Raw genomic sequence first — 22,031 nt, forward strand, 5'->3', positions numbered from 1 at the left:
ATTGTCGGGGCCAGCGCCCGCGACCTCTACCGGATCTGGACGCGGGATTTTCGGTCAGGGCACGGCGGCCCTATGCAGCACGGCGGCTTCCGCTCACGCCTCCACGCGGCGGGCCAGCAGGCCATAGGCCCCCGGACCCACGTGGGCACCGATGACCGGGCCGAGCAGTTGCAGGCGGCCCCGGACCACCTTCAGGCTGCTGGCGTTCATGGCGGCCTTGAGTTCGGCAATCCGCACCGGGTCGCGGCCCGCGTGGGCGATGGACACGGAGACCGGGTCACGGCCGAAGTGCGCCTCGAGCTGCCCGAGAATGTCGCGGGCCACGTGGGGACTGCGGACGCGGCGCACGGCCCGGAAGCGCCCCTCGTCAAAGCGCATCACGGGCTGCATCCCCAGCACGCTGCCCAGGAGCTGCTGGGCACGCGAGAGCCGCCCGCCCCGGCGCAGGTACTCCAGGTCGGGGATGGTGAATTCGGTCAGCATGCCGTCCTGCGCCGTTTCGATGGCGCGCAGCACTCCGGGCAGGTCCGCGCCCGCCGCGGCCGCCTCGCGGGCCACGATGGCCGTCTCGGCCAGGGCCAGCGAGGTCAGGCCACTGTCGAGCACGTGGACGCGGCCCCCGGCTTTCAGGGCCTGCGCCGCCTGGCGGGCATGGTCGACCGTGGCCGACAGGTGCCCGCTGAGGTGCAGGCTGACCACGCTGTCATGGGTCGCCAGCAGCTCGCGGTAGAGCTGCTCGAAGGCCGCCTGCGCTACGGGCTGGGTGGTGACGCTCCCGCCCCCGCGCACATGGTCGAAGACGGCGTCGAGTTCGATCTCGTGCCAGTCACGGAACCGGCGCTCTCCCAGCAGCACGTGCAGAGGCACCACCTCCAGACCGAGCTGCCGGGCCAGGGTCGGGTGGAGATCACAGGTGGAATCGGTGACGACAGCTATCATCTGCCTTCACCCTAGCTTTAGCCCCTGTACAGATTTCTGACACTCCGGTACGTGACACGACTTCCGGCTGAACAGTGAGGCCATCCCCGCGAACCCCGCCCGGCCGGAACCCGGATGACATGCTGCGGGCACTTCTGGTCCTATACTCCGCACTCATGGTTTCGATTCCAGACAAGATAGCCGTGCTGTGCCACACGGGGGCCGGGGGGTCGGGCGTCGTGGCGACCGAACTGGGCCTGATGGTGGCGCAGGCGGGGCGCGAGGTCCACTTTGTCGGCTCGGCAATGCCCTTCCGGCTGGCGGGGCACCAGGGGGTGCGGGGGCCGTTTTACCACCAGGTGAGCGGCTTCGCCTACGCCCTGTTCGACCAGCCCTATCCCGAGCTGGCCGCCGCCAACACGCTGACGGAAGTCATCCTGGAACACGGCGTGACGCTCGCGCACGCGCACTACGCGATTCCGCACGCCACCGCCGCAATTCACGCGCGCGCCATCACCGGCAGGAGCCGCGTGATGACCACCCTGCACGGCACCGACGTGACGCTGGTGGGCGCGGAACCCGCCTTTCGCCACACGACCCGGCACGCCATCGAGCACAGCGACCACGTGACCGCCGTCTCGCACTTCCTGGCCGAGCAGACGCGCGAGGTCTTCGGGGTGGACCGCCCCATCGAGGTGATTCACAACTTCGTGGACGGCGACCGCTTCGTGCGCGTGACCGACCCCGCCATGCGCGCCCGCTTCGCCCACCCGGACGAGGCCCTGGTGGTCCACGTGAGCAACTTCCGGCCCGTCAAGCGGGTGGAGGACGTGGTGCAGGTATTCGCCCGCATCGCCAGCGAGATTCCCGCCCGCCTGCTGATGATCGGCGACGGCCCCGAGCGCCCCCGCGCCTTCGAGCTGGCCGGGCAACTGGGCGTGATCGGGCGCACGCAGTTCCTGGGGTCCTTTCCCGACGTGCAGAACGTGCTGGGCATCAGTGACCTGTTCCTGCTGCCCAGCAGCAACGAGAGCTTCGGCCTCGCCGCGCTGGAGGCCATGAGCTGCGAGGTGCCGGTCGTCGCCGCCCGCGCCGGGGGCATTCCCGAGGTCGTGGAGGACGGCGTGACCGGCTTCCTCGCCCCCGTCGGCGACGTGGACGCGATGGCGCACGCGGCCCTGCGGGTGCTGCGCGACCGTGACCTGTACCTGAGTATGGGGGCCGCAGGCCGCCACGCCGCCCTGACCCGCTTTCACCCCGGCCAGATCGTGCCCCGCTATCTGGAGGCCTACGCCCGGACAGTGGAGGGTGCAGTGGGCTGATGGCAGAGGCCCCTCCTCCGGGGGTGGGCCTGGCCTTGTGGGTGATGAGGGTAGTAGGTTTGGGAAGAAGTAACAAGTGGAAGTATTCACGATAATACCGATTCGTGAACGTTTTGTTTCTTCTAAATAGGCAATCAAAAAATGGTGGCTTGGCTCCCAGCCAGGCCACCACTTCTTCCCCTCAGCGGCCGGGGTTGAGCAGCACCTCGACCTCACCGTCAAGGAAGGGGGCGACCTTCACGGCGCGGCCCACCTCAACGACGAAGGCGTTCCAGCCGCGTTTCAGGGTGGCCTGGTAGCCGCGGTTGGCCTTGACGGTCACGTCGCTGCTGACCCAGGCGACGAACAGGGTGCCGCGCCCGGCATTCACGCCCACCTCGCGGAGCGTCTCGCCCTCGTCGTGCTGACCGTTGCCGTTGCCGTCGCGATAAACGAAGAACTTGAGTTCGGCGGTCTGGGCCGGGGCGCTCACGGTGACCGGGTCGAGAACACCGGGCCAGGACACGTTCTGGGGGGTCAGGGCGCTCTGGGCGCGGGGACCGGGAGCGGAGGCGGGGAGGTCCAGCCGAAAGGTGCCGCCGCTGACCGGCGCACTCACGATTTCCTGCACCGGTTGCCCGGAGGCGCTGACCGCCCAGCCGCTCACGCGGGTATCGGCCGGAATGCTGCCCGCCACACTCCCCGTCACGGTCAGGGCGCTGCCCACGCCGAGCAGGGCCGCAGCCAGGGGCAGGAGACGTCTCTTCATGGCTCCAGTGTACGCACCGGGCTGACGCACATGTGACCGGAAGTGACGATGTGTTGACCAAAAACAGAAACAGAAGGGGGGCCAGAGCGCGCGTCTCCAGCCCTCCTCCCCTGCTCCCGCTCAGGCGGTGACGTTCAGGACCTTTTTGACCAGCTCGATGATCTCGGGCATGGTGTCGGCCACCGGCACGTTCGCGGCCTTGAAGGCGGCGAGCTTGCTCTCGGGGGTGCCCACGTCGCCCATGATGATGGCCCCGGCGTGGCCCATGCGCTTGCCCTTGGGCGCGCTGCGGCCGGAGATAAAGGCCACGACGGGCTTTTTCATGTTCTGGGCGATGTATTCGGCGGCGGCTTCCTCGTCGGCCCCGCCGATTTCACCGATCACGACCACGGCGTCGGTTTCGGGGTCGGCCTCGAAGAGGGGCAGCACGTCTGCGAAGGTGGTGCCGATCACCGGGTCGCCGCCGATGCCGACAGTGGTGGAAGTGCCCAGACCCGCGTCGAGCAGCAGCTTGCCCGCCTCGTAGGTCAGGGTGCCCGAGCGGCTGATCAGGCCGATGCGGCCCTTTTTCTCATAGATGCGGTTGGGCATGATGCCCACCTTGCACTCGCCGCTGGTGACCAGGCCGGGACAGTTGCCGCCGATCAGGCGGATGCCCTGGCCGCCCTCGGCGCGGTTCTTCGCGTCGAGTTCCTTGACTTCCTGCACGGCCCGCATCATGTCCACCGTGGGCACGCCCTCGGTGATCAGGACGATCAGGGGCATCCCGGCGTGGGCCGCTTCCAGCACCGCGTCGGCCGCGCCCGCCGGGGGCACGAAGATGATGGACACGTTCGCGCCGTGCTTCTCCTTTGCTTCCGCGACGGAGTTGTAGACGGGCCAGCCCTCGAACTCCTGGCCGCCCTTGCCGGGGGTCACCCCCGCGACGACCTGGGTGCCGAAGTCACGCATGGCGCGGGCGTGGTTGGCCCCCTCGCGGCCGGTGATGCCCTGCACGATGACCTTGCTGCTGCTGTCGACGAGAATGCCCATTACTTGTTCGCCTCCTTGGCGGCCTCGTCGGCAGCTTCGAACATGGTGGGGTACATCTGGATCAGGGGGCTGTTCACCTCGGCCAGCAACGCCTTGGCTTCCTCCTCGGCGGTCCCGGCGATACGCATGCGCACGGGCTTGGTCAGGATGCCCTCGTTCAGCGCCTGGATCACGCCCTTGGCGACCTCGTCCGCACGGGTGATGCCGCCGAAGATGTTGATGAAGATGCTCTTGACGTCGGGGTCCTTGCTCACCAGCTTGACCGCGTTGTACACGATGTCCGCCTTCGCGCCGCCGCCGATGTCGAGGAAGTTGGCGGGTTTGGCCCCGGCGCGGTTCACCACGTCCAGCGAGGTCATCACGATGCCCGCGCCGTTGCCCAGCACGCCCACGTTGCCGTCGAGCTTCACGTAGGCGAAGCCGTACTTGCTGGCCTCGATTTCGAGGGGATGCTCGGCTTCGAGTTCGCGCCAGTCGGACAGGTCCTTGTGGCGGTACATCGCGTTGTCATCGATCTCGAACTTGGTGTCGAGCGCCAGCGGGGTGCCGTCCGCCTCCACGAAGAGGGGATTGATCTCGACCAGCACGGCGTCCATCTTCAGGGCCGCCTCCGACATCTTGACCATCATGTCGGCGATCTTGTTCAGGTTGCCCTTGAAGCCCGCCTTGATCGCCACCTCGCGCGCCTCGTAGGGCCGCAGGCCGGTGACGGGGTCCACGCGGTGCTTGATGATCTTCTCGGGGGTGGCGGCGGCCACCTCCTCGATCTCCATGCCGCCCTCGGCCGAGGCCATCAGGGTGTAGCTCTGCACGTTGCGGTCCACGATCATGCCGACGTAGTACTCGGTCCCGGCGTCGATATCGACGGCCTTGGTGACCAGCACCTTCTTGACGGTCAGGCCCTTGATGTCCATCCCCAGGATGTTCTGACCGTTTTCATAGGCCTTGTCGAGGTTGGGGCTGAACTTGACGCCGCCCGCCTTGCCGCGCCCACCGACGTGGACCTGCGCCTTGACGACCACCGGCTGACCGTACTCGCGCGCGATGTCGCGCACCTCGTCCGGCGTGTAGGCCACCTTGCCTTCCTGCACGTTCACGCCAAAGCGGCGCAGCAGTTCCTTGCCCTGATACTCGTGAAGTTTCACGGACTGTCTCCTCCTTGGGTGCTGCGGCCATGGCTGGCCCGTCTTTTGTCCCGATGAAGGAGTATAAGCCGCATTTCCTCTGGACAGGCCCTTGTCCCCCCAGCGGGGACAGCGCCCTGCCCGGGAGGGTGGCCTGGCTCCCGCTGCCGGCCGGCAGGCACATGTAACATCCGCCACATGACTTCACTTGACCAGTTGCAGGCGGCGATGAGCGGGGCGGACGTGGAGGCCCTGTGGGTCAGCAACCCGGCGAACGTGCGGGCCATCACCGGCTTTTCGAGCGGCGCGGACGGCAAGGTGCTGGTGACGGCCCAGGGCGCGACCCTCTACACCGACGCGCGTTACACCGTGCAGGCACGGGAGGAATCGCGCGTGCCGCAGCACATCGCCCGCCCGCCCGAGACGTATCAGGACGCGGCCGGGCGCGTGCGGGGCCAGCGCGTGGGCTTCGAGGCCGAGCACCTGACGGTCGCCGGGCTGGAGGCGTTGCAGGACCACTGGGACGTGACGCTGGTCCCCACACGCGGGCTGGTGGAAGGCGTGCGGCTGATCAAGTCGCCCCAGGAAGTGCAGGCCGTCCGGGACGCCCAGGCGCTGGCCGACCGCGTGTTCGCGGAGGTGCGGCCCATGCTCCGGGCGGGCGTGCGCGAGCTGGACGTGGCCCTGGCCCTGGAAACGGGGCTGCGGCGCGGGGGTGCGGAGGTGGGCTTCGACGTGATCGTGGCGAGCGGGCCGCGCGGGGCGATGCCGCACGGGGTGGCGTCGGAGCGCGTGATCGAGGACGGCGACCTGGTCACGATCGATTTCGGTGCACGGCTGCGGGGCTACCACAGCGACATGACGCGGACGGTCGCGGTGGGCACGCCCTCCGGGGAAATGCGCCGCGTGTACAACGCCGTGCTGGAGGCCGAGGAGGCGGCGGTCGCGGCCATCCGGCCCGGCGCGAAGGCCGGGGAGCTGGACGCGCTGGCCCGCGGGATTCTGGAGCGGCACGGGCTGGCGGAGTATTTCGCGCACTCGCTGGGGCACGGCGTGGGCCTGAACATCCACGAGGGGCCGTCGCTCCGCAAGGGCAGCGAGGACGTGCTGGAGCCGGGCATGGTGGTGACGGTCGAGCCGGGCGTGTACCTGCCGGACGTGGGCGGGGTGCGCATCGAGGACCTGGTGCTGGTGACCGAAGACGGCCACGAGGTGCTGAGCCACACGCCCAAGGAGCGGCTGTGAGGGCCGCGGCGCTGGCTGCCGTGCTGCTGGCGGGGAGCCTCGTCGGCGGGGCGCAGGCGGGGGCCAGCGGCTTCCAGCACGGCCAGGCCGTGTACTACGGCGGCAAGTACAACCGGCACACCCGCCTGACCGCCGCGCACCGCACGCTGCCGCTGGGCACCTGGGTCCGGGTGACGCACACCCGCACGGGCCGCAGCGTGGACGTGCTGATCAACGACCGCGGCCCCTTCGGAAACCGCCGCCGCGTGATCGACCTCTCGCGGACGGCGGCCTCCCGGCTGGGCATCCTGTCGTCGGGGGTCGCCCCCGTGACGGTGCGGGTGCTGTCCTCGCCCTGAGCCGTCCCCCGCCGGGCAGTGATGTTAGAATCTGCGCGGGTTTCACCCTAGAGGAGGAGTTTCAATGACGATGGAAACGGCGCTTCTGACGCTGGACACGCTCGCCAAGTACCTGCGCGAGAAGGAAGTCCAGCTCGACATGGAAGAAAATGGCGGTCAGCGCTTCATCCGCATGGGCTGGCGCTTCGAGATGGGCGATGCGGCGGTGCTGGTCAGCGTGAACGACGGCCCCAACAACACCAGCCGCCTGGAAATCACCTGCGTGACCCAGAAGCAGTACACGGACCGCCGCCAGGAGGTCATGGTCATGCTCAACGACCGCAACCGCGAGCGCGCCTTTTCCCGCTCGATCGACGGGGACGGCAACGTCTGGCTGGAGTACGTGGGCTTTTACCCCACCCTGGCCGAGATGCCCCAGGAAACCTTCGACACGCTGTTCGGCGGCGTCCTGATGCACTTCCAGGACGACTACGCAGCCCTCGAAGGCTTCCAGCCCCAGGGCATGCAGGTTCAGCAACCCCAGGCGTAAGCCGCGGGAAGGCAAGGGCGGGGCTTCCCTGCCCTTCCTTTTAAGGAAATTAAGTGAATAGTTTCACGATAAAAACAGGATGTGAATTTTTTGTCTGGTTGCGAAACAGGGCAGCTCTAAAGTGGCTGCCCTGTTCAGGAAAAGAGGTCAGGCGCGCGCGGTGAGCAGTTCTTCCAGCCGGTCCACGTACCCGGCGAGCGTGCGGAAGGTGGCCTCCACGGGTTCGGGGCTGAGCATGTCCACGCCCGCCTCCTTCAGCGCGTCGATGGGATCGAGGCTGCCGCCGGACTTCAGGAAGGTCAGGTAACGCTCGCGGGCGGCTTCGGGGTCGTGGGCAAACTGTTCGAGAAGCTGGTGGGCGGCGCTGATGCCGGTGGCGTACTGGTAGGCGTAGAAGTTGGCGTAGAGGTGGGTGGAGAACTCGGCCCAGAGGATGCCGCTGCGTTCCCGGTCCATCGTCACGCCGTCGCCGTAGCCCTGCTTCAGCAGGTCGGCGGTGAGGTCGATCAGGTCAGGGGCGCTGAGGGTCCCGCCCGCCTCGATGCGGCGGTAGGCCTCCAGCTCGAAAGCGGCCAGCGTGGGCATGATGAAGAAGTAGCGGTGGAAGTTGGCGAGGGCTTCCTCGATCAGGGCCACTTCGAAGTCGGTGTCACCGGCCTCGCGGGCCTGCTTCAGCAGGTGCTGGCGCACCATCGCCTGGTTGAAGTTCGACGCCACCTCGGCGTGGAAGAGGGTGTAGCGGGGCACCTGGTAGGGATGCTCGCGCTGGGAGAGCAGCGAGTGCATGGAGTGGCCGATCTCGTGGGCGAGGGTGGAGTAGCTGCCCACGGTGCCGTTCCAGGTCATGAAGATGTAGGGCTTGACGCGCCCGCCGCCGTTGGAATATGCGCCCTGGCGTTTGCCGTCGTTCTCGGCGTAGTCGACCCAGCGATCCTCGGTCAGGCCGTGCCGCATGTCTTGTATATATTCGGGACCGAGGGGGGCCATGCCTTCCGCGATCCACTCCACGGCCTGGGCGTAGCTCACCTCGGGGGGGGGGACCAGGGCGGCCTTGACGTCGTACTCGCGCAGTTCGGGGAGGTTCAGCCACTTCCGGCGCACGTTCCAGTAGCGGTGCCAGGTCGGCGTGTGGGCGCGGTAGGTGTGCAGCAGGGTGGTGACGACCTCCACGGGGATGCGGTTGGGCGCGAGGGTCGCCGTGATGGCGTCGGGGTAGTGGCGGGCGCGGGCCAGGAAGACGTTCTGGCGGACATTGGTGGCGTACATGGCGGCCTGGCTGTGCTTCACGGCGAGATGCGCGTCGGCGTAGTTCTCCCAGGCCTCGCGGCGCACCTCGCGGTCGGGGGCGGAGGTGAGGCGGTCCACGTTGCCCTGGGTGACCTTCTCGCCGCCCGCCGTGCCGAAGCGCAGGTCCATGTTGGCGAGCGCCGGGTGGATGCCACGCTCGGAGGCGAAGGGGGCCTGCACCGCGCCGAGGAGTTCTTCCACCTCGGCGGAACGGACATGGGCGCGTTCCCGCCAGAGGCGCTCCAGGCGGATGCGGTCGTCCTTCAACTCGGGGCGGGTGAGCCACTCGCGGACCCTGCCCTCATCGAGCGCGAGGAGTTCGGGGTCGGCAAAGGCGGTCACGCTGCCGTAGTGGGCACCGATGCCGCTGGCCCGGTCGCGGCGGGCGGCAGCCACGGCGTCATGGCCGTCCACGCTGGCGGTCATGCCCGCGTAGGAAAAGAGGCGGCTGAGGCGCAGTTCCACCTCATCGGCCTCGCGCAGGAAGGCGGCGAGGGCCTCGGGACTGTCGCCCAGCTTTCCGGCGTGGGCGGCGAGCGCGTCGATGGCGGCGGGGAGCGCCTCCGCCTCGGCGTCCCAGGCTTCCGGGGTGGCGAAGAGGGCTTCGATGTCCCAGGTCTGCTCGCGGGGAACGTCGGCGCGGGACGGCAGGGCCTTTCTCTGGGTTGTGGTCACGTCCGGCAGGCTAGCACCGGGGCACCGCCCCACCGACTCCGCCGTTTGGCCTAGCGGGACGCCGGACGCCGCTGCCGCACGCACTCGTACAGCACCAGCGCGGCGGCGGTGGCGACATTGAGGCTGTCGGCGGCCCCGTGCATGGGCACGCGCACGGGCACCTCGGCGGCGCGCCAGGCGGGGGGCAGGCCCTCGTGCTCGGCCCCCAGGACCAGGGCGACGCGGCCCGTCAACGGGGCGTCCCAGTAGACCTGGGGGGCGTCAGGCGTGCAGGCGACACGGGTGAAGGCGTGGGCGGCCAGCCAGGTCAGCGCCTCCTCCTCGTCCAGCGCCGCGACGGGCAGGGTGAAGACGCTGCCCTGGGACGCGCGGATGACATTGGGGGAGTACACGTCCGCGCCGCGCCCCAGCACCAGCACACCTGCCGCCCCCGCCGCATCCGCCGTCCGCAGAATCGCGCCGATGTTGCCGGGCTTTTCCAGACCATGCAGGACGACGAGCACGGTGTCCTCGCCCGGTTCGGGGGGGCGCGGGGCGGGGGTGGGCACGAGGGCGAGCAGACCGTCGGGGTTCTCGCGCCCGCTGACCTTCTCGAAGGCCTCGCGGGAGAGGGGGACGCGGGGGCCGGGGAGCGTGGCGGCGACCTCGTGCGCCTCGGGGCTGTAGAGGGCGGCGCAGGTGTAGAGGGTGGATGGGGTCAGGCCCGCCGCGACGGCGCGGGAGAGTTCGCGGGCACCCTCGATCAGGATCACGCCCTCGCGTTCGCGCTCGCGGCGCTGACGCAGGCGCACGAGCCGCTTGACTTGCGGGTTTTGCAGGGAGGTGATGGGGTCGGGGGCGGTCATCGGCCCCCCAGTATGCCCGCTATCCTCCGGCCATGCCTCTCCCCTATCCGCCCGTCAAACCCTGCCCCTGCGGCTCGGGGCGCAGCTACGGCGCGTGCTGCGGCCCCCGCCACACCGGCGAGCGCCCCGCCGAGACGCCCGAGGCCCTGATGCGCTCGCGGTACACGGCCTATGCCCTGCGCGACACCGCCTACGTCCGGCGAACCTGGCACCCCGACACCTGCCCCCCTGGCCTCGACCTGGAAGACGACGGGACGCGCTACACGGGCCTGACCGTTCACCGGGCGGAGGGCAACGAGGTGACGTTCACGGTGACGCTGCGCGCCGGAGGCCGGACCCATCGCCTGCGCGAACGCAGCACGTTCACGCGGCTGGGCGAGGCGTGGGTGTACGTGGACGGCGTAGAGCCGGGGGAGCGGTAGCGGCCTACCCTCACCTCATACAGGCCAGAAGGCCGAGACATGGAGCCGAACGAGGAGCAACAAGCCGTCCCCACGCCCTTTTCTTCGATGCCATCTCCAGTAAGCAGAAGCTCCCGCTGCCCCTCTTTTTTCAGCTTTGGAGCTGATGCCCAAGTTCCACCCTACAAACGGTCAGGCCTGGAAGACGAGCCGTTCGGGCCGCCAGGCCCGAGGCCGCCCGGCGGGCCAGGCAGAGCGACCAGCGGGAAACCGGGGCGAAGCCTGGCAAGCCTTCTACCGCCAGGAACCCCCTGCCTACCCTGCCTAGCGCAGCGCCGCTCCCCCCTGCCCCCGGTGGGGGGTGGGGGGGCTGGGGGGCGGGGGGAAGCTCGCTACAAGATACCCTGCCCCCCCTCACCCCAGCCCCCCCACCCACGGCAGCACCGTCACCACCAGCGCCGCCGTCACCAGACTGGCAAACGTGCTGAGCGCCACCGCACTCGCCACCGTTTCCGCATCCGCCTCATACTCCCGTGCCAGCAGAAAGGCATTCACGGCGGTGGGCATCGCGGAGGCGAGAACCAGTCCCTGGAGGTTCAGCCCCCGCAGGCCCAGCAGCAGCCCCAGCCCCAGCGCGAGGGCCGGCATGGCGAGAACCCGCAGACCCACCGCCGTCAGCACCGGCCAGGTGAGGGCAATCCGGCCCGCCTGCCCGAGCTGGATGCCCAGCGACAGCAGCACCATCGGCAGGGCCGCCTGTCCCAGCAGGTCGATGCCCCGGCGCAGGCCCAGCGGGACAGGGAGGTGCAGCACGCGGACCAGCAGCGCAGCGGCGATGCACCACACGACCGGGAGACGCAGGACCGACTTCAGCCCCGCCCGCGCCCCGCCTGCCGAGCCGTACAGCAGCGGCCCCAGCGTGAAGGTCAGGACGACCGAACACAGGAAGATGACCACCGCCTGGTCCAGCCCCGACTGCCCCAGCGCGAAGAGGGCGATGGGCAACCCGAAGTTCCCGTTGTTGCCGATGGCGACACTTGCCATGACGGCGCGGCGGGTGACGCCGGGGGCGCGGTACGCGGCGAGAAAGGCGAGCAGCACCCCCGCCAGGGCCAGCGCGAAATAGGCGAGGGCCAGATGCAGACCCGCCCCCGCGCTCACGGTGGTGCCCAGCAGGCTGCTGAGGGCCAGCGCGGGGGTGAGGCCGTTGAGGCTGACCTTGCCCAGGGTGTCCTGGCTCAGGGGAAAGCGCCGGGCCAGCAGCGCGCCCACCCCCGCGACCAGCACGACGGGCAGCACAACGTTGAGGAGGGCCGCAAACACGGGGGGCAGCATAGCGCCCGGCATTTCTGGACCCGGTTCAGAGTCGGCGGCGGGCGGGCGGCGGCAGCCTAGCCTGACAGGATGAGCAGAACGCTTGCATTCCTGGGCCTGGGCGCGATGGGCTGGCCGATGGCGGCGCAACTGGCGCGGCACACCACCGAGACGGGCGGGCGCACCCTCGTCTGGAACCGCACCCGCGAGAAGGCCGACGCCCACGCCCGCGAGTTCGGCAGCGAGGCGGTGGAGCTGAGCGCGGTGACGGCCGCCGACGTGATTTTCTCCTGCCTCCCGACCAGCACCGAGGTGGACGACGTCATGCTGGCGCTGGACGGGAAACTCCGGGAGGGGGCCGTCTGGATAGACTGCACCAGCGGGCAGCCCGAGGCAGCGCGGCGGCAGGCGGCGGGGCTGGCGCAGCGCGGGGTCGCCTTTCTGGACGCGCCCGTGAGCGGCGGGCCGATGGGCGCAGAGGCCGGAACGCTGGCCGTGATGGTCGGCGGGGACGCGGCGGTGCTGGAAGGGGTGCGCGGCGACCTCGCCTTTGCCGGGAAGGTCGTGCATGTGGGCGCAACGGGCGCGGGCTTCGCGGTGAAGGCGATCAACAACACGCTGATGGCCGTGAACATGTGGGCGGCGGGCGAGGGGCTGGCGGCGCTGGCGCGGACGGGCGTGGACCTGCACGCGGCGCTGGAGGTCATCAACGCGGGCAGTGGCCGCTCCTACCCCACCGAGACGCTGATTCCGCAGCGGGTGCTGACGCGCGAGTTTCCGCTGACGTTCCAGCTCGGCCTGCTCGCCAAGGACGCGGGCATCGCCGCCGGGGTGGTGCAGGACGCCCGGGCCAGCGCGCCGGTGCTGATGCAGGTGGCCTCTCTGTACCGCGCGGCGGCGCACACGGTCGGGGCGGGGGCGGACTACAGCGCGGCGCTGCGGCTGGTCGAACAGATGAACGGGGTGGAGATCAAGTGACGCCCCCCCTCTTCGCGGTGTCGACCGACGGCGGGCTGGACGCCTTCGCGGGCCTGAACAACGCCGTGCCGGTCGCGCCCTTCAGCCTGAACTTCGGCTCCCGCACGTACCGCATGGACGAGATCACGCGCGAGGGGCTGTACCGTGAGTTGCAGACCAACCCCGAACACCCGACCTCCAGCCAGCCCACCCCGCAGGACTGGGCGCAGGCGTACACCCAGGCCAGCGGAGGCACCCTGCCCGTGCTGGGCCTCACCATCAGCAGCGGGCTGTCGGGGAGCCTCAACGCCGCCGAGCAGGCGCGGGCGGTGGTGCCGCAGATTCCCGTCACCCTGCACGACACGCGCACGTTGAGCGCGGCGCAGGCCTTTCAGGTCCACGCGGCAGCCACGGCGGCGGGGCGCGGCGAGACGCTGGAGACGGCGCTGGACTGGGTGCGGCAGACCGCCGCGGAAACGGAACTGTACTTCACCATCGAGACGCTGGAGTACCTGCGCCGGGGCGGGCGCATCGGGCGAGTGCAGGCCACGCTGGGGGGCCTGCTGAACCTCAAGCCGGTGATCACGGTGGACCGGGCGACCGGGGCCTACACGAACGTGGGCCGGGCACGCAGCTACAAGGGGGCCATCGAGGCCGTCGCCGCGCAGGTCACCGCCCGTTACGGCGAGGGCACCCCGCTGCGGCTGGGCCTGCTGTACGGCAGCGTCCGCGAGGATGCCGACGCGCTGCTGGAGGTGATCCAGGCGCGTCACCCGGTCGTCTGGTCCGGTGCCGCGGGCGTGAACCCGGTGCTGAATGTCCACACCGGGCCGCGGGCGCTGGGGGTAGCCGCCGCGCCGGGCCACTGGGTCTGGGAGCGGTAGCCGCTCAGGTGGGCCAACGGCCGACGTACTGCCGGACCACCTCCAGCAATGGGAAGGCCTGGGCCAGCAGGGCCGCCTGCGCTGCCTGAGCCTGTTCCCAGGCCAGGGCCGCTTCCCGCGGCGTGACCCGGCCCGCAGCCAGCGCCTCCTCAAGTTCATCCACGTCGATGATCTCGGCGGCCGTCACCTGCCAGCGTCCATCCGGCAGCACCTGGCAGAGGGCGACCACATCCAGGTACAGGTCGTTCACCCAAGGCACCCCCGCCGCATCCAGGCCGGACTCGCGGAAGATGTCCACGTACAGTTGCCGCGGAACCCCCTGACCATCCATCTGAACTTTGAGGGCGTGATGTCCGGTATCCGGGACAACGTCCACCCAGCGGTAGCCGCTGTCCAGCACCCGCACGGTCTGGCCCAGCAGGGTCACGTCCAGCGGTGTCTCCACCTTGCCGGGGCGATACTCCACCAGCCAGCCGTTCGGCACCCGCAGCACCTGCTGCTCCCCTGAGCCGAACCACGCGACGTAGTCGTTGCCCTTCCGCTTCATGGCTGAAGGGCAGGCAGCCGCAGGTGCGTATACGACGCCCAGGTGCGGAAGCCCAGGCGCTCGTAGAAGGGCGCGATGCCGGTCCAGTCGATGCCCATCGCCTGCACGCCCTGGCCGCGCAGGTGGTGCATGGCGGCGAGCATCAGGGCGCGGCCCACGCCGCTGCCGCGCAGGTCGGGATGCAGGCCGACGGGACCCAGGCCGCCCGCCAGACCATCTGCACCCACTGCCGCGCACAGGGCCGCCGGGAACAGGAACGAGGGCAGAATCGCCGGGTTGTCCCCGGTGCCGACCAGGGCAAAGCCGAGCACCCGCCCGTCGCCTTGCAGGGCCAGCAGTTGATGGGGTGCGCGGGTGGCGACCGCCGTGGCATCGTGGGTCCAGCGGGGGCTGAAGACATCGGTGGTAAGGGCCTGCACGCCGGACAGGATGCCTTCCTCGCGGGCGTCGGTCAGGCGCAGGTGGGCGGGGAGGCGCGCGGCGGGGGGCGGCGGGCGCAGGTCGGCCACCATGTCCACGCTCACGCGGCCGGTGGGGACAAAGCCCACCCGCTCGAAAAAGCCCACGCTGGCCTCAGGTGCGCTGGGCAGGAAGTGGCCTCTCTCCTCGCCCGCCGCGAGGGGAACGGGGCCGAGGCGCTCGCGCACCTCCGCGACGAGGGCGCGGCCCAGGCCCCTTCCCCGCAGGTCGGGATGGGTAAGCAGCAGGCGCAGGTGCCCATGCGGAGCGCTTTCCGGCGGGCGGAAGGCGGCGAAGGCGACCAGGCGGCCCGCATCATCCCGCCGCCAGGCCCACCCGGACGGCTCGCCCAGCCGGTCCGCGAGGCCGCGCGGATGGGGCAGACGGTCAGGCCAGGCGGTGGCACACAAGGCCGTGACTTCGGCAGGGGTGGGGACGGTCATGCGAGGAAGGGCAGGCGGCCCGGTGCGCCCGCCTCGCCGCGCAACCAGGCGAGCAGGGCCGCGCGCGCCTCCGGGCGAAAGCCGAAGGTGAGGACGGCGGGGGCCTCCACATCCACCACCGCGTAGGGGTTGTAGAGGGCGAGGTGCAGGTCGGGCCGCGCCCCCAGCAGGGCGGGCTGGCGGTGGCGGGTGGTGGTCGCCAGCAGCACGGGGAGGCCGGAGGCGCGCAGGGCCGCCCAGTCGAGGTCGGCGGGGTCGTCGTAGGCGTGCAGGGTCACGTCGTACACGCTGCCCAGTTCGCGGGCGAGGGTCTGGGCGTCCACGCTGGCCTCGCTGACGTTCTCACGCTGGACCCGGCGCTGGGCCACCAGCAGGACGCGGGAGCCGGGCGCAGGCGGACGCGGCTGGCCCGTGGTCGTCAGGCCACAGGCCCAGGCATGGGCGAACAGGGTCGCGTCGGCCTGCGGGTCCAGCGCGGGGTCGGCCCCGGCCGGAAAGGCGGCGGCCAGGGCGTGCAGGCGGCCCAGGCTGGCCTCCACCTCGCGCGCGTCCAGCTCGACCGCCAGGGCGTCCGCGATGGCGGCCAGGGTCGCGTCCTGCGCCTCGCGGCGGCCCAGGGCCATCACCAGGTCGGCCCCGGCGCGCAGGGCCAGCACCGCCGCCTCGCCCCGGCCGTAGTGGGCGTCGATGGCCTGCATCCCCATGCTGTCGGTGACAGTCACGCCCCCATACCCCCACTCGCGCCGCAGGAGGTCCGTCAGGACGGCGCGGGACAGGGTGGCCGGGTGCACGGGGTCCAGCGCGTCATACACGATATGCGCGGTCATCACGGCGGGGGCGAGGGGCAGGCAGGCGCGGAAGGGGGCGAACTCGACCGCGTCCAGCTCGGCGCGGCTCCTGCCCACGTGTGGGAGTGCCCGGTGGCTGTCGAGGTGCGTGTCGCCATGCCCCGGAAAGTGCTTCACGCAGCCCGCCACGCGCCCCCGGGTATGCCCCAGCAGCGCCGCCGTGCCATGCCGCGTCACGAGGTCCACGTCGGCCCCGTAGGCCCGCTCCCCGATGACAGGATTCGCCGGGTTCACGTTCACGTCCAGCACGGGCGCGAAGTTCCAGTTCACGCCGACGGAGCGCAGTTGCCGCGCCAGGGCCGCGTTCACGTCCTCCGTCAGCGCCACGTTGTCGGCCGCCCCCAGGCCCATCGCGGAGGGCGCGAACGGCCAGAAGGTCGGGCGCAGGATCGCGCCGCCCTCGTGGTCCAGGGCAATCAGCGCGTCCCCCCCCATGACCTCCCGCAGGTCCGCGCAAAGCTGGCGGAGCTGGGGAGCGTCCTGCACGTTCTTCCCGAACAGGCACACCGCGCGGATGCCGTGCCGCCGCAGATGCGCCGCCGTGTCCGCATCCAGCACCGGGCCGGGAATGTCCACCATCACCAAAGAGCCAGCCTCGCGTCGAGTCACCCGCCCAGGGTAAGGGATGAGGGCAGGCGAGCAGGCCGCACGGGTTCGGGGTAGACGCGAGCCGCCGGGCATTTTTATCGTTCTCCGCGTTATCTGTTCCTCGCAGCAGACTGCCGCGCGTTACCCGACCCTCAATACGGCAACCCCGCCAGCTCCAGAAGCAGTTCCCGCGCCTTCACCGCACTCCCCAGCCGCTGCGTCCGGTCGGGTTCGGTGAGGGCCACCAGCAGCGCGTCGAGGGGGTCCGGGAGCGGGGGGGGCGGCACATCCGGCCCGGAGAGCGCGCCGTGCAGGCCCCAGCCCAGCAGCACCCCGACGCTGTACAGGTCGCTCTCGGGGCCGAGCGTTTCTCCGCGCGCCGCCTCGGGACTCTGGAAGGCGGCGGTGCCCATGCGGGTGGGCGTGGCAAAGGCCTCGCGGGTGGGGCCGGAGAGGTCGAAATCGACCAGGGTGGCGCTGCCGTCAGGTTCGACCAAGATGTTCTCGGGCTTCACGTCGCGGTGAACCAGACCGCGCGCGTGCAGGTAGCCCAGGGCGTCGAGCAGATGCGCCAGCGTCAGCAAGAAGGCCTGGCGGTCATGCGTGAGGGCCGGGCGGTGGGCGTAGCGGTCAAACAGCACGGTGCCGCGCGCGAGCGTGACGATCAGCCCCGGCTGGTCGCTGACCCGCACGGGCGACAGGACGCGCACCAGGCGGGGATGGTCGAGCAGGGAACCGTTGCCGTACTCACGCACCGCGTGGGCGGCAAAATGGGCGTCGAAGATTTTCACGGCGCAGGCCTGCCCGCCGGGGCCGACCGCGAAGTAGACCACGCTGTGCGAACCGCGGCCCAGGGGGCGCACCAGCCGCACCCCTTCTCCCACCACCTGTCCCGCCCATGGCATGTCGCGTCCACGGTACCCCAGGACGGGGGCAGGGTGATACCCCCACCCGGTAGACTTCCCCCGATGACGGGCTTTGGGCTGGTGCTGGGGGGCGGGGGTGCGCGGGGGCTGGCGCATATCGGGGTGTGGCAAGTGCTGGAAGAGGCCGGGCTGTCTCCACGGGTGCTGGCCGGAACCAGCATGGGCGGCCTGGTCGCGGCCTTTATCGCGGCGGGGGTCAGCGCGGGCGAACTGCGGCGCGTGTCGGAAACGGTGTCGTGGCGGAGGCTGCTGGACTGGCGGCCCGGCACGGGGCTGCTGCGGGCCAGCGCCTTCGAGGCGTGGCTGGCGGCGCACCTGCCCCCCACCTTCGAGGAGTTGCAGCGGCCCCTGGCCGTCACCGCGACCGACATCCTGACCGGGCGGCAGGTGTACCTGACAAGCGGCGACCTATATGCGGCGCTGCGGGCCACCAGCGCCTATCCGGGGGCCATCGACCCGGTGCCCCACGGCGACATGCTGCTGGCCGACGGCGGCATCCTGAACCAGGTGCCGGTGGACGCGGCGCTGTTTCTGGGCGTGCGCCGGGTGGTCGCGGTGGACGTGACGGTACCCGACCCGCTGGAACTTCCCGAACGGCGGCGGCTGTGGCGCAGCGAGGGCCACCTGGGCACGGTGCAGGCCCTGCGGCGGGCGGTGGACATCATGCAGGCGCAGCTCACCGACGCCCGGCTGAGCCTCTACCGCCCGGACGTGCTGCTGCGGCCCCAGCTCGCGGGCGTGGACCTCCAGAGCTTCCGGCGCGGTGCCCAGGCCATCGGGGCGGGCGAGGCGGCGGCCCTGGCCGAGTTGCCCCGGCTGCACGCGCTGGTGTCCTGAGCCTGCCGCCCACTGGGGGAAGCGGCGCGGCCAGGGCTGCCGTCCGCTATCCTGCGCGGCGGACAAGGAGCTGCATGACAAGACTAGAAAAGCCCGCGCCGGGACCCCTGGCGAAGCTGTGGAAGGAAGTGCTGGAACCCATCGTCTTTGCGGTGGTGATCACGCAATTCCTGGCGACGCTGGTCGGCGTGGACGGCGTGAGCATGATGCCGAACCTGCGCGACCACGAGCGCGTGTTCGTGCCGAAATACGAGACCTGGCTGCACAAGGCGGGCGTGGGCGACTTTCAGCGAGGCGACATCCTGATCTTCAAGCCCCCGCGGGCGGCGGCGGCGCAGGCCTCCAACCTCACCCGGCCGGGGCTGCTGGGGCTGTGGACCTACCGGCCCTTTCTGATCAAGCGCCTGATCGGCCTGCCCGGCGACCGCGTGCGTATCGAGGGCGGCGAGGTGTTCGTGAACGGGACCAAGCTGGACCAGAGCTGGACCACCGACTTCTGGCGCGAGCAGGGCTGCTGGGACACCCAGAGCGATCTGGCGAACAACGCCACCTCCAGCGCCGCGGGCATCCTGCCCGACCAGCCCGAAATCACGGTGCCCGCCGGGCATTACTTCGTGATGGGCGACAACCGCACCGAGGGCGGCAGCGAGGACTCGCGCCTGTTCGGGCCGGTCCTGCGGCGCGACGTGGCCGGGCGGGCCGTCGCCGCCATCTGGCCCATCATGCGCAAGACCACCGCCCACTACGACTGCACGGCGGGACGGGTCACGAGCTTCACCGGCCCCACCGTCCTGAACTGGCGCGTGCTGAAGCGTCCGGAAGCCTTCGACGTGCTCAAGACGCAGATGGCGAAGTGAGGGCCGTGAGGTTCTGAGCCTGGAGCATTTGTCGTAAAGATGGCTGCTTTTTTTGACCCTCTCCCCTGGCGGGACTCGTAGAGCTGCGGAGCAGAGAGGGCCTTGCTTTGCGAGGGGAGAGGGGTTCTTTTTACGTCAAATGCTCCAGACAAAGGGGAGCTGAGGCCTTTTCGCTTCAGCTCCCCTTCTTTGCGCATCCCTCATACGGATTCCGTCCAATTCCTGAACAGTCGGGAGGGCACCGCCTGTTCATCCATCTCCCGAAATCCGCCCTTGTTCCTTCTCCCTCTGGTCGGATTTCCGGGTGTTTTCAACACCCTTCAATCGGAATCAGTATCAAAACTCGTCGCTCTCCTCGCCCAGCACCGTGATGTCCGTTTCCTCCCACGCCACACGGTACTCGCCCTCGCGCGCGATGAAGTCGGCGGCCATGCGCAGGGTTTCTTCCACCCAGCCGTAGTCGTTGCTGAGGGTAGCGACGCCGATGATTTCCCAGTCGTGGGCGTCGAGGCCGTCCAGGCGGGCCACCGTGAGGGGATAGCGGGCCTTGAGGCGCTCGACGACCGGGCGGACCAGGGCGCGTTTCTCCTTGAGGTTCGACACCCAGGGCATCTCGACCCGGACGGTCAGGACGCCGACGTAGCCGAGGGCCACGCTAGAGCATGCCCGCCAGGAAGCCCTGCGAGCGCACGGCACGCACCAGGTCCATGACGGTGTGCTGGCTGGGGTCGTAGTGGACCTCGATCTGGCCCTCGTCGGGCATGGCCTGGGTCACGCCGGGCAGGGTCCGCAGGTGGGCAGCGACACGTTCTCCGGCGTCGCGGGTCATGCCGCGCACACCGAGCAGCACGCGGGTGGGTTTACTCGTCATGCCCGTCATTATGCCCGCTCGCCTGGCCCCCGCTGCCGAGGCGTTCGCCCGGAGCGGACATGGCCCGCGTGCCGAGGTGACACACCGCGTACCCGCCGGTCAAATGCGCCTCCTCCCGCCGCGCGGCGGCCTCCAGCGAGGGCGTGAGGGGAAAATGCACCTCGTACACGGCGCTGTCGTAGGCGCTCTTGACGGCGGCACGCAGCAGGCCTTCCGCCGTGCCCTCCGGCGCGTCCGGCGCGAGAATCACCGCCCGGACCAGGACGATGGGACGGTCCCCCTGCCAGACGTGCTGCGCCAGGATCAGGCCCTGCATCTGCCCCGCCTCGTCCTGCGCGGCAAAGGAATGTTCGCTGCGCTCGTAGAACTTCAGGGCGGGGAGGCTGGTGCCCAGACGGCCCTCGCGCTCGCGGGCGGGGAGGGTGTCGAAAGCGGGGTCGGCCTGGCGCTGGGCGGCGAGGTCCAGGGCTTGCAGGGCGTCGTAATCGGGTTCGGCAAAGGTGCGGTACCGCAGCATGGGGGCAGCCTAGCGCGCGCTGGCAAGGGCCGCGGCAATCGCGCCCCGATCCGGCATTGCGTCCTGCGCACCGGGGCGGGTGCAGGCGAGGGCAGCGGCGACTCCGGCCGCGCCCAGGGCCTCGGGGAGAGGCTGGCCGGCCGCAAGCCAGGCTGTCAGCACGCCGCAGAAGGTGTCGCCCGCGCCGGTCGTGTCCACCGGCGTGACCGGAAAGGCGGGGAGGTGGTACGTGGCGTCCGGGGTCACGGTCAGGCTGCCCCGCGCACCCAGGGTGACGGTCACGGCCCGCGGCCCACGGGCGAGGAGGGCGCTGGCCTGCGCTTCTGGGGCCGCTTCCCCGCCCCCGAAGGCGGCGAGTTCGTGTTCGTTCACGATCAGGTGGTGGGTGTGGGCGAGCAGGTCGGGGTCGGGGGCGCGGGCGGGCGCGGCGTTGTGCAGCACGGTCAGGCCGGCGGCGCGGGCGCGGCGGGCGGCGTCGCGGGTGACCTCCAGGGGCAGTTCGCCCTGGAGCAGCAGGTGGGTGAAGCCGGTCAGGTCGGCGGGCAGGTGCGCGGGGGTCACACGGGCATTCGCCCCGCTGGCGACCGTGATGGCGTTCTCGCCGCCCGCCGCCACCGTGATCAGGGCGAGGCCGATGGGCGCGTCCAGCGTGTGCAGATGCGTGAGGCCGACCCCGGCGCGCTTCAGGCCGGCGAGGGCGGGGTCGCGGAAGGTGTCCTGCCCCACCCCGCCGCACAGGGACACCGTGGCACCGGCCAGGGCGGCGGCCACGGCCTGATTGGCCCCCTTGCCGCCGGGCGAGACGTGGGCCTCCTCGCCCAGCACCGTCTCGCCGGGGGTGGGAATGCGGGGGGCGCGGACGGTCACGTCGGCATTGACGCTCCCGACCACCAACACTCTGCCGGGCAGCACGGTCATTCCATGTCCGCCGTTTCCTCCGGATACCGCTGCCGCCACAGCGCCCAGCCCTCTTCCGGGAAGGCCCGTTTGGCCTCGGGGGCAAAGAGGCGCGCGCCCTCGCGCTCCAGCTCGGGGTCGGGGCAGGGCACCACGTCGGTTTCCTGCATGGCGGGGTGGTCACTCCAGGCCAGCAGACGGCCCGAGCCGCCCCAGGGGTCGCCCGTCGCCCACACCACGCGGCCCACACCCAGGAGCGCCGAGGCACCGCCGCACATCAGGCAGGGTTCCAGGCTGGTGTAGAGGGTGAGGCTTTCCGCGTCCCGGACCTTGCCGACGCTGAAGAACACGTCCATCTCGGCGTGGGCGACGCTGGCGGCCCCCACGTGTTCGGGCGACTGGGCCTCCCCGACGCGGTTGCGGCCCCGCGCGATCACCTCGCCCTGCGCGTTGACCAGAACGGCACCGACGGGAGAACTCCCCGCCGCCTGTGCCTCACGGGCCAGGCGCAGGGCTTCTGTGAGGTGGGGGCGGTGGGCGGCCGGATCCAGGGGCGCAGGCGGCATGGAGCAGTCTGGCACGACCGGCCCTCATCAAGTACATTTATACCGAGTTCAGTTTA

General features: G+C 70.5%; 25 protein-coding genes. 9 read left to right on the plus strand and 16 right to left on the minus strand.

Annotation, left to right across the window (positions count from 1 at the left end):
* Positions 1 to 93 precede the first annotated feature (93 nt).
* Entirely contained in the window at positions 94 to 939 is an 846-nt protein-coding gene (locus ABEA67_RS04665) for a DegV family protein (RefSeq protein ID WP_345461588.1), read from the minus strand.
* 155 nt (positions 940 to 1,094) lie between these two features.
* Between ABEA67_RS04665 and bshA the strand changes: the two genes are divergently transcribed.
* Positions 1,095 to 2,240: an N-acetyl-alpha-D-glucosaminyl L-malate synthase BshA gene (bshA, locus tag ABEA67_RS04670; RefSeq protein WP_345461590.1), complete on the plus strand. Its 1,146-nt coding sequence runs from the start codon at positions 1,095 to 1,097 to the stop codon at positions 2,238 to 2,240.
* 181 nt (positions 2,241 to 2,421) lie between these two features.
* Here bshA and ABEA67_RS04675 read toward each other — a convergent pair whose 3' ends face one another.
* The 3 genes from ABEA67_RS04675 to sucC all read right to left on the minus strand — a co-directional run bounded on the left by ABEA67_RS04675 (position 2,422) and on the right by sucC (position 5,165).
* Positions 2,422 to 2,988, minus strand: coding sequence for a hypothetical protein (locus ABEA67_RS04675; protein ID WP_345461593.1), 567 nt, complete (start codon positions 2,986 to 2,988; stop codon positions 2,422 to 2,424).
* Positions 2,989 to 3,108: 120 nt separating this feature from the next.
* Positions 3,109 to 4,020, minus strand: coding sequence for a succinate--CoA ligase subunit alpha (gene sucD / locus ABEA67_RS04680; protein WP_345461596.1), 912 nt, complete (start codon positions 4,018 to 4,020; stop codon positions 3,109 to 3,111).
* On the minus strand, positions 4,020 to 5,165 hold the full coding sequence (sucC, locus tag ABEA67_RS04685; RefSeq protein ID WP_345461599.1) for an ADP-forming succinate--CoA ligase subunit beta: 1,146 nt from the start codon (positions 5,163 to 5,165) through the stop codon (positions 4,020 to 4,022). The genes sucD and sucC overlap by 1 nt, the downstream gene beginning before the upstream one ends.
* Before the next feature lie 177 nt (positions 5,166 to 5,342).
* Here sucC and ABEA67_RS04690 point away from each other — a divergent pair, with 177 nt between their 5' ends.
* From ABEA67_RS04690 to ABEA67_RS04700, 3 genes are all read left to right on the plus strand, one after another.
* Positions 5,343 to 6,389 carry a M24 family metallopeptidase gene (locus ABEA67_RS04690; RefSeq protein ID WP_345461602.1) on the plus strand — a complete coding sequence of 349 codons (1,047 nt, stop codon included), beginning with the start codon at positions 5,343 to 5,345 and terminating at the stop codon, positions 6,387 to 6,389.
* Entirely contained in the window at positions 6,386 to 6,727 is a 342-nt protein-coding gene (locus tag ABEA67_RS04695) for a septal ring lytic transglycosylase RlpA family protein (RefSeq protein WP_345461604.1), read from the plus strand. Before ABEA67_RS04690 ends, ABEA67_RS04695 begins: the two co-directional genes overlap by 4 nt.
* Before the next feature lie 64 nt (positions 6,728 to 6,791).
* Positions 6,792 to 7,256, plus strand: a complete 465-nt coding sequence (locus ABEA67_RS04700; protein WP_345461607.1) for a type III secretion system chaperone family protein — start codon at positions 6,792 to 6,794, stop codon at positions 7,254 to 7,256.
* Positions 7,257 to 7,403: 147 nt separating this feature from the next.
* On the opposite strand, the gene pepF is transcribed toward ABEA67_RS04700, so the two are convergent.
* Complete coding sequence (gene pepF, locus ABEA67_RS04705; RefSeq protein ID WP_345461610.1) at positions 7,404 to 9,218, minus strand: oligoendopeptidase F; 1,815 nt, start codon at positions 9,216 to 9,218, stop codon at positions 7,404 to 7,406.
* 50 nt (positions 9,219 to 9,268) lie between these two features.
* A complete protein-coding gene (locus ABEA67_RS04710; protein ID WP_345461613.1) occupies positions 9,269 to 10,063 on the minus strand; it encodes a TrmH family RNA methyltransferase in 795 nt (264 codons plus the stop codon).
* A 32-nt stretch (positions 10,064 to 10,095) separates the two neighbouring features.
* On the opposite strand from ABEA67_RS04710, the gene ABEA67_RS04715 reads away from it, so the two are divergent.
* Entirely contained in the window at positions 10,096 to 10,485 is a 390-nt protein-coding gene (locus ABEA67_RS04715) for a YchJ family protein (RefSeq protein WP_345461616.1), read from the plus strand.
* Between the two features lie 393 nt (positions 10,486 to 10,878).
* On the opposite strand, the gene ABEA67_RS04720 is transcribed toward ABEA67_RS04715, so the two are convergent.
* A complete protein-coding gene (locus tag ABEA67_RS04720; protein WP_345461618.1) occupies positions 10,879 to 11,787 on the minus strand; it encodes an AEC family transporter in 909 nt (302 codons plus the stop codon).
* Positions 11,788 to 11,868: 81 nt separating this feature from the next.
* Between ABEA67_RS04720 and ABEA67_RS04725 the strand changes: the two genes are divergently transcribed.
* On the plus strand, positions 11,869 to 12,756 hold the full coding sequence (locus ABEA67_RS04725; RefSeq protein WP_345461621.1) for an NAD(P)-dependent oxidoreductase: 888 nt from the start codon (positions 11,869 to 11,871) through the stop codon (positions 12,754 to 12,756).
* The gene (locus tag ABEA67_RS04730) at positions 12,753 to 13,619 is read left to right on the plus strand and encodes a DegV family protein (RefSeq protein ID WP_345461624.1); all 867 of its coding nucleotides are present in this window, start codon (positions 12,753 to 12,755) and stop codon (positions 13,617 to 13,619) included. The genes ABEA67_RS04725 and ABEA67_RS04730 overlap by 4 nt, the downstream gene beginning before the upstream one ends.
* A 4-nt stretch (positions 13,620 to 13,623) precedes the next feature.
* Here ABEA67_RS04730 and ABEA67_RS04735 read toward each other — a convergent pair whose 3' ends face one another.
* The 4 genes from ABEA67_RS04735 to ABEA67_RS04750 form a co-directional block, all read right to left on the minus strand.
* Entirely contained in the window at positions 13,624 to 14,166 is a 543-nt protein-coding gene (locus tag ABEA67_RS04735; protein WP_345461627.1) for a DUF402 domain-containing protein, read from the minus strand.
* Positions 14,163 to 15,068 carry a GNAT family N-acetyltransferase gene (locus ABEA67_RS04740; protein WP_345461630.1) on the minus strand — a complete coding sequence of 302 codons (906 nt, stop codon included), beginning with the start codon at positions 15,066 to 15,068 and terminating at the stop codon, positions 14,163 to 14,165. The genes ABEA67_RS04735 and ABEA67_RS04740 overlap by 4 nt, the downstream gene beginning before the upstream one ends.
* Positions 15,065 to 16,525, minus strand: a complete 1,461-nt coding sequence (locus tag ABEA67_RS04745; RefSeq protein WP_345461633.1) for a glycoside hydrolase family 3 protein — start codon at positions 16,523 to 16,525, stop codon at positions 15,065 to 15,067. Before ABEA67_RS04745 ends, ABEA67_RS04740 begins: the two co-directional genes overlap by 4 nt.
* A gap of 131 nt (positions 16,526 to 16,656) precedes the next feature.
* A complete protein-coding gene (locus tag ABEA67_RS04750; RefSeq protein ID WP_345461636.1) occupies positions 16,657 to 17,409 on the minus strand; it encodes a serine/threonine-protein kinase in 753 nt (250 codons plus the stop codon).
* Positions 17,410 to 17,472: 63 nt separating this feature from the next.
* Between ABEA67_RS04750 and ABEA67_RS04755 the strand changes: the two genes are divergently transcribed.
* Positions 17,473 to 18,267, plus strand: coding sequence for a patatin-like phospholipase family protein (locus tag ABEA67_RS04755; RefSeq protein ID WP_345461639.1), 795 nt, complete (start codon positions 17,473 to 17,475; stop codon positions 18,265 to 18,267).
* A 74-nt stretch (positions 18,268 to 18,341) separates the two neighbouring features.
* Entirely contained in the window at positions 18,342 to 19,124 is a 783-nt protein-coding gene (gene lepB / locus ABEA67_RS04760) for a signal peptidase I (RefSeq protein ID WP_345461642.1), read from the plus strand.
* A gap of 336 nt (positions 19,125 to 19,460) precedes the next feature.
* Here the strand turns inward: lepB and ABEA67_RS04765 are convergent, their stop codons facing one another.
* From ABEA67_RS04765 to ABEA67_RS04785, 5 genes are read right to left on the minus strand one after another with little or no spacing between them, the layout of a single operon-like run.
* Complete coding sequence (locus ABEA67_RS04765; protein WP_345461645.1) at positions 19,461 to 19,778, minus strand: DUF503 domain-containing protein; 318 nt, start codon at positions 19,776 to 19,778, stop codon at positions 19,461 to 19,463.
* Between the two features lies 1 nt (position 19,779).
* The gene (locus ABEA67_RS04770; protein ID WP_345461648.1) at positions 19,780 to 20,004 is read right to left on the minus strand and encodes a heavy-metal-associated domain-containing protein; all 225 of its coding nucleotides are present in this window, start codon (positions 20,002 to 20,004) and stop codon (positions 19,780 to 19,782) included.
* Positions 19,985 to 20,509, minus strand: coding sequence for a DUF1999 domain-containing protein (locus ABEA67_RS04775; protein WP_345461812.1), 525 nt, complete (start codon positions 20,507 to 20,509; stop codon positions 19,985 to 19,987). The genes ABEA67_RS04770 and ABEA67_RS04775 overlap by 20 nt, the downstream gene beginning before the upstream one ends.
* Positions 20,510 to 20,521: 12 nt before the next feature.
* Positions 20,522 to 21,430 (minus strand): ribokinase, encoded by a 909-nt coding sequence (locus ABEA67_RS04780; RefSeq protein ID WP_345461651.1) that lies wholly within the window; start codon positions 21,428 to 21,430, stop codon positions 20,522 to 20,524.
* Complete coding sequence (locus ABEA67_RS04785; protein WP_345461654.1) at positions 21,427 to 21,975, minus strand: nucleoside deaminase; 549 nt, start codon at positions 21,973 to 21,975, stop codon at positions 21,427 to 21,429. The genes ABEA67_RS04780 and ABEA67_RS04785 overlap by 4 nt, the downstream gene beginning before the upstream one ends.
* Between the last annotated feature and the right edge of the window lie 56 nt (positions 21,976 to 22,031).

The organism is Deinococcus carri, from assembly GCF_039545055.1.
Taxonomy (GTDB): domain Bacteria; phylum Deinococcota; class Deinococci; order Deinococcales; family Deinococcaceae; genus Deinococcus; species Deinococcus carri.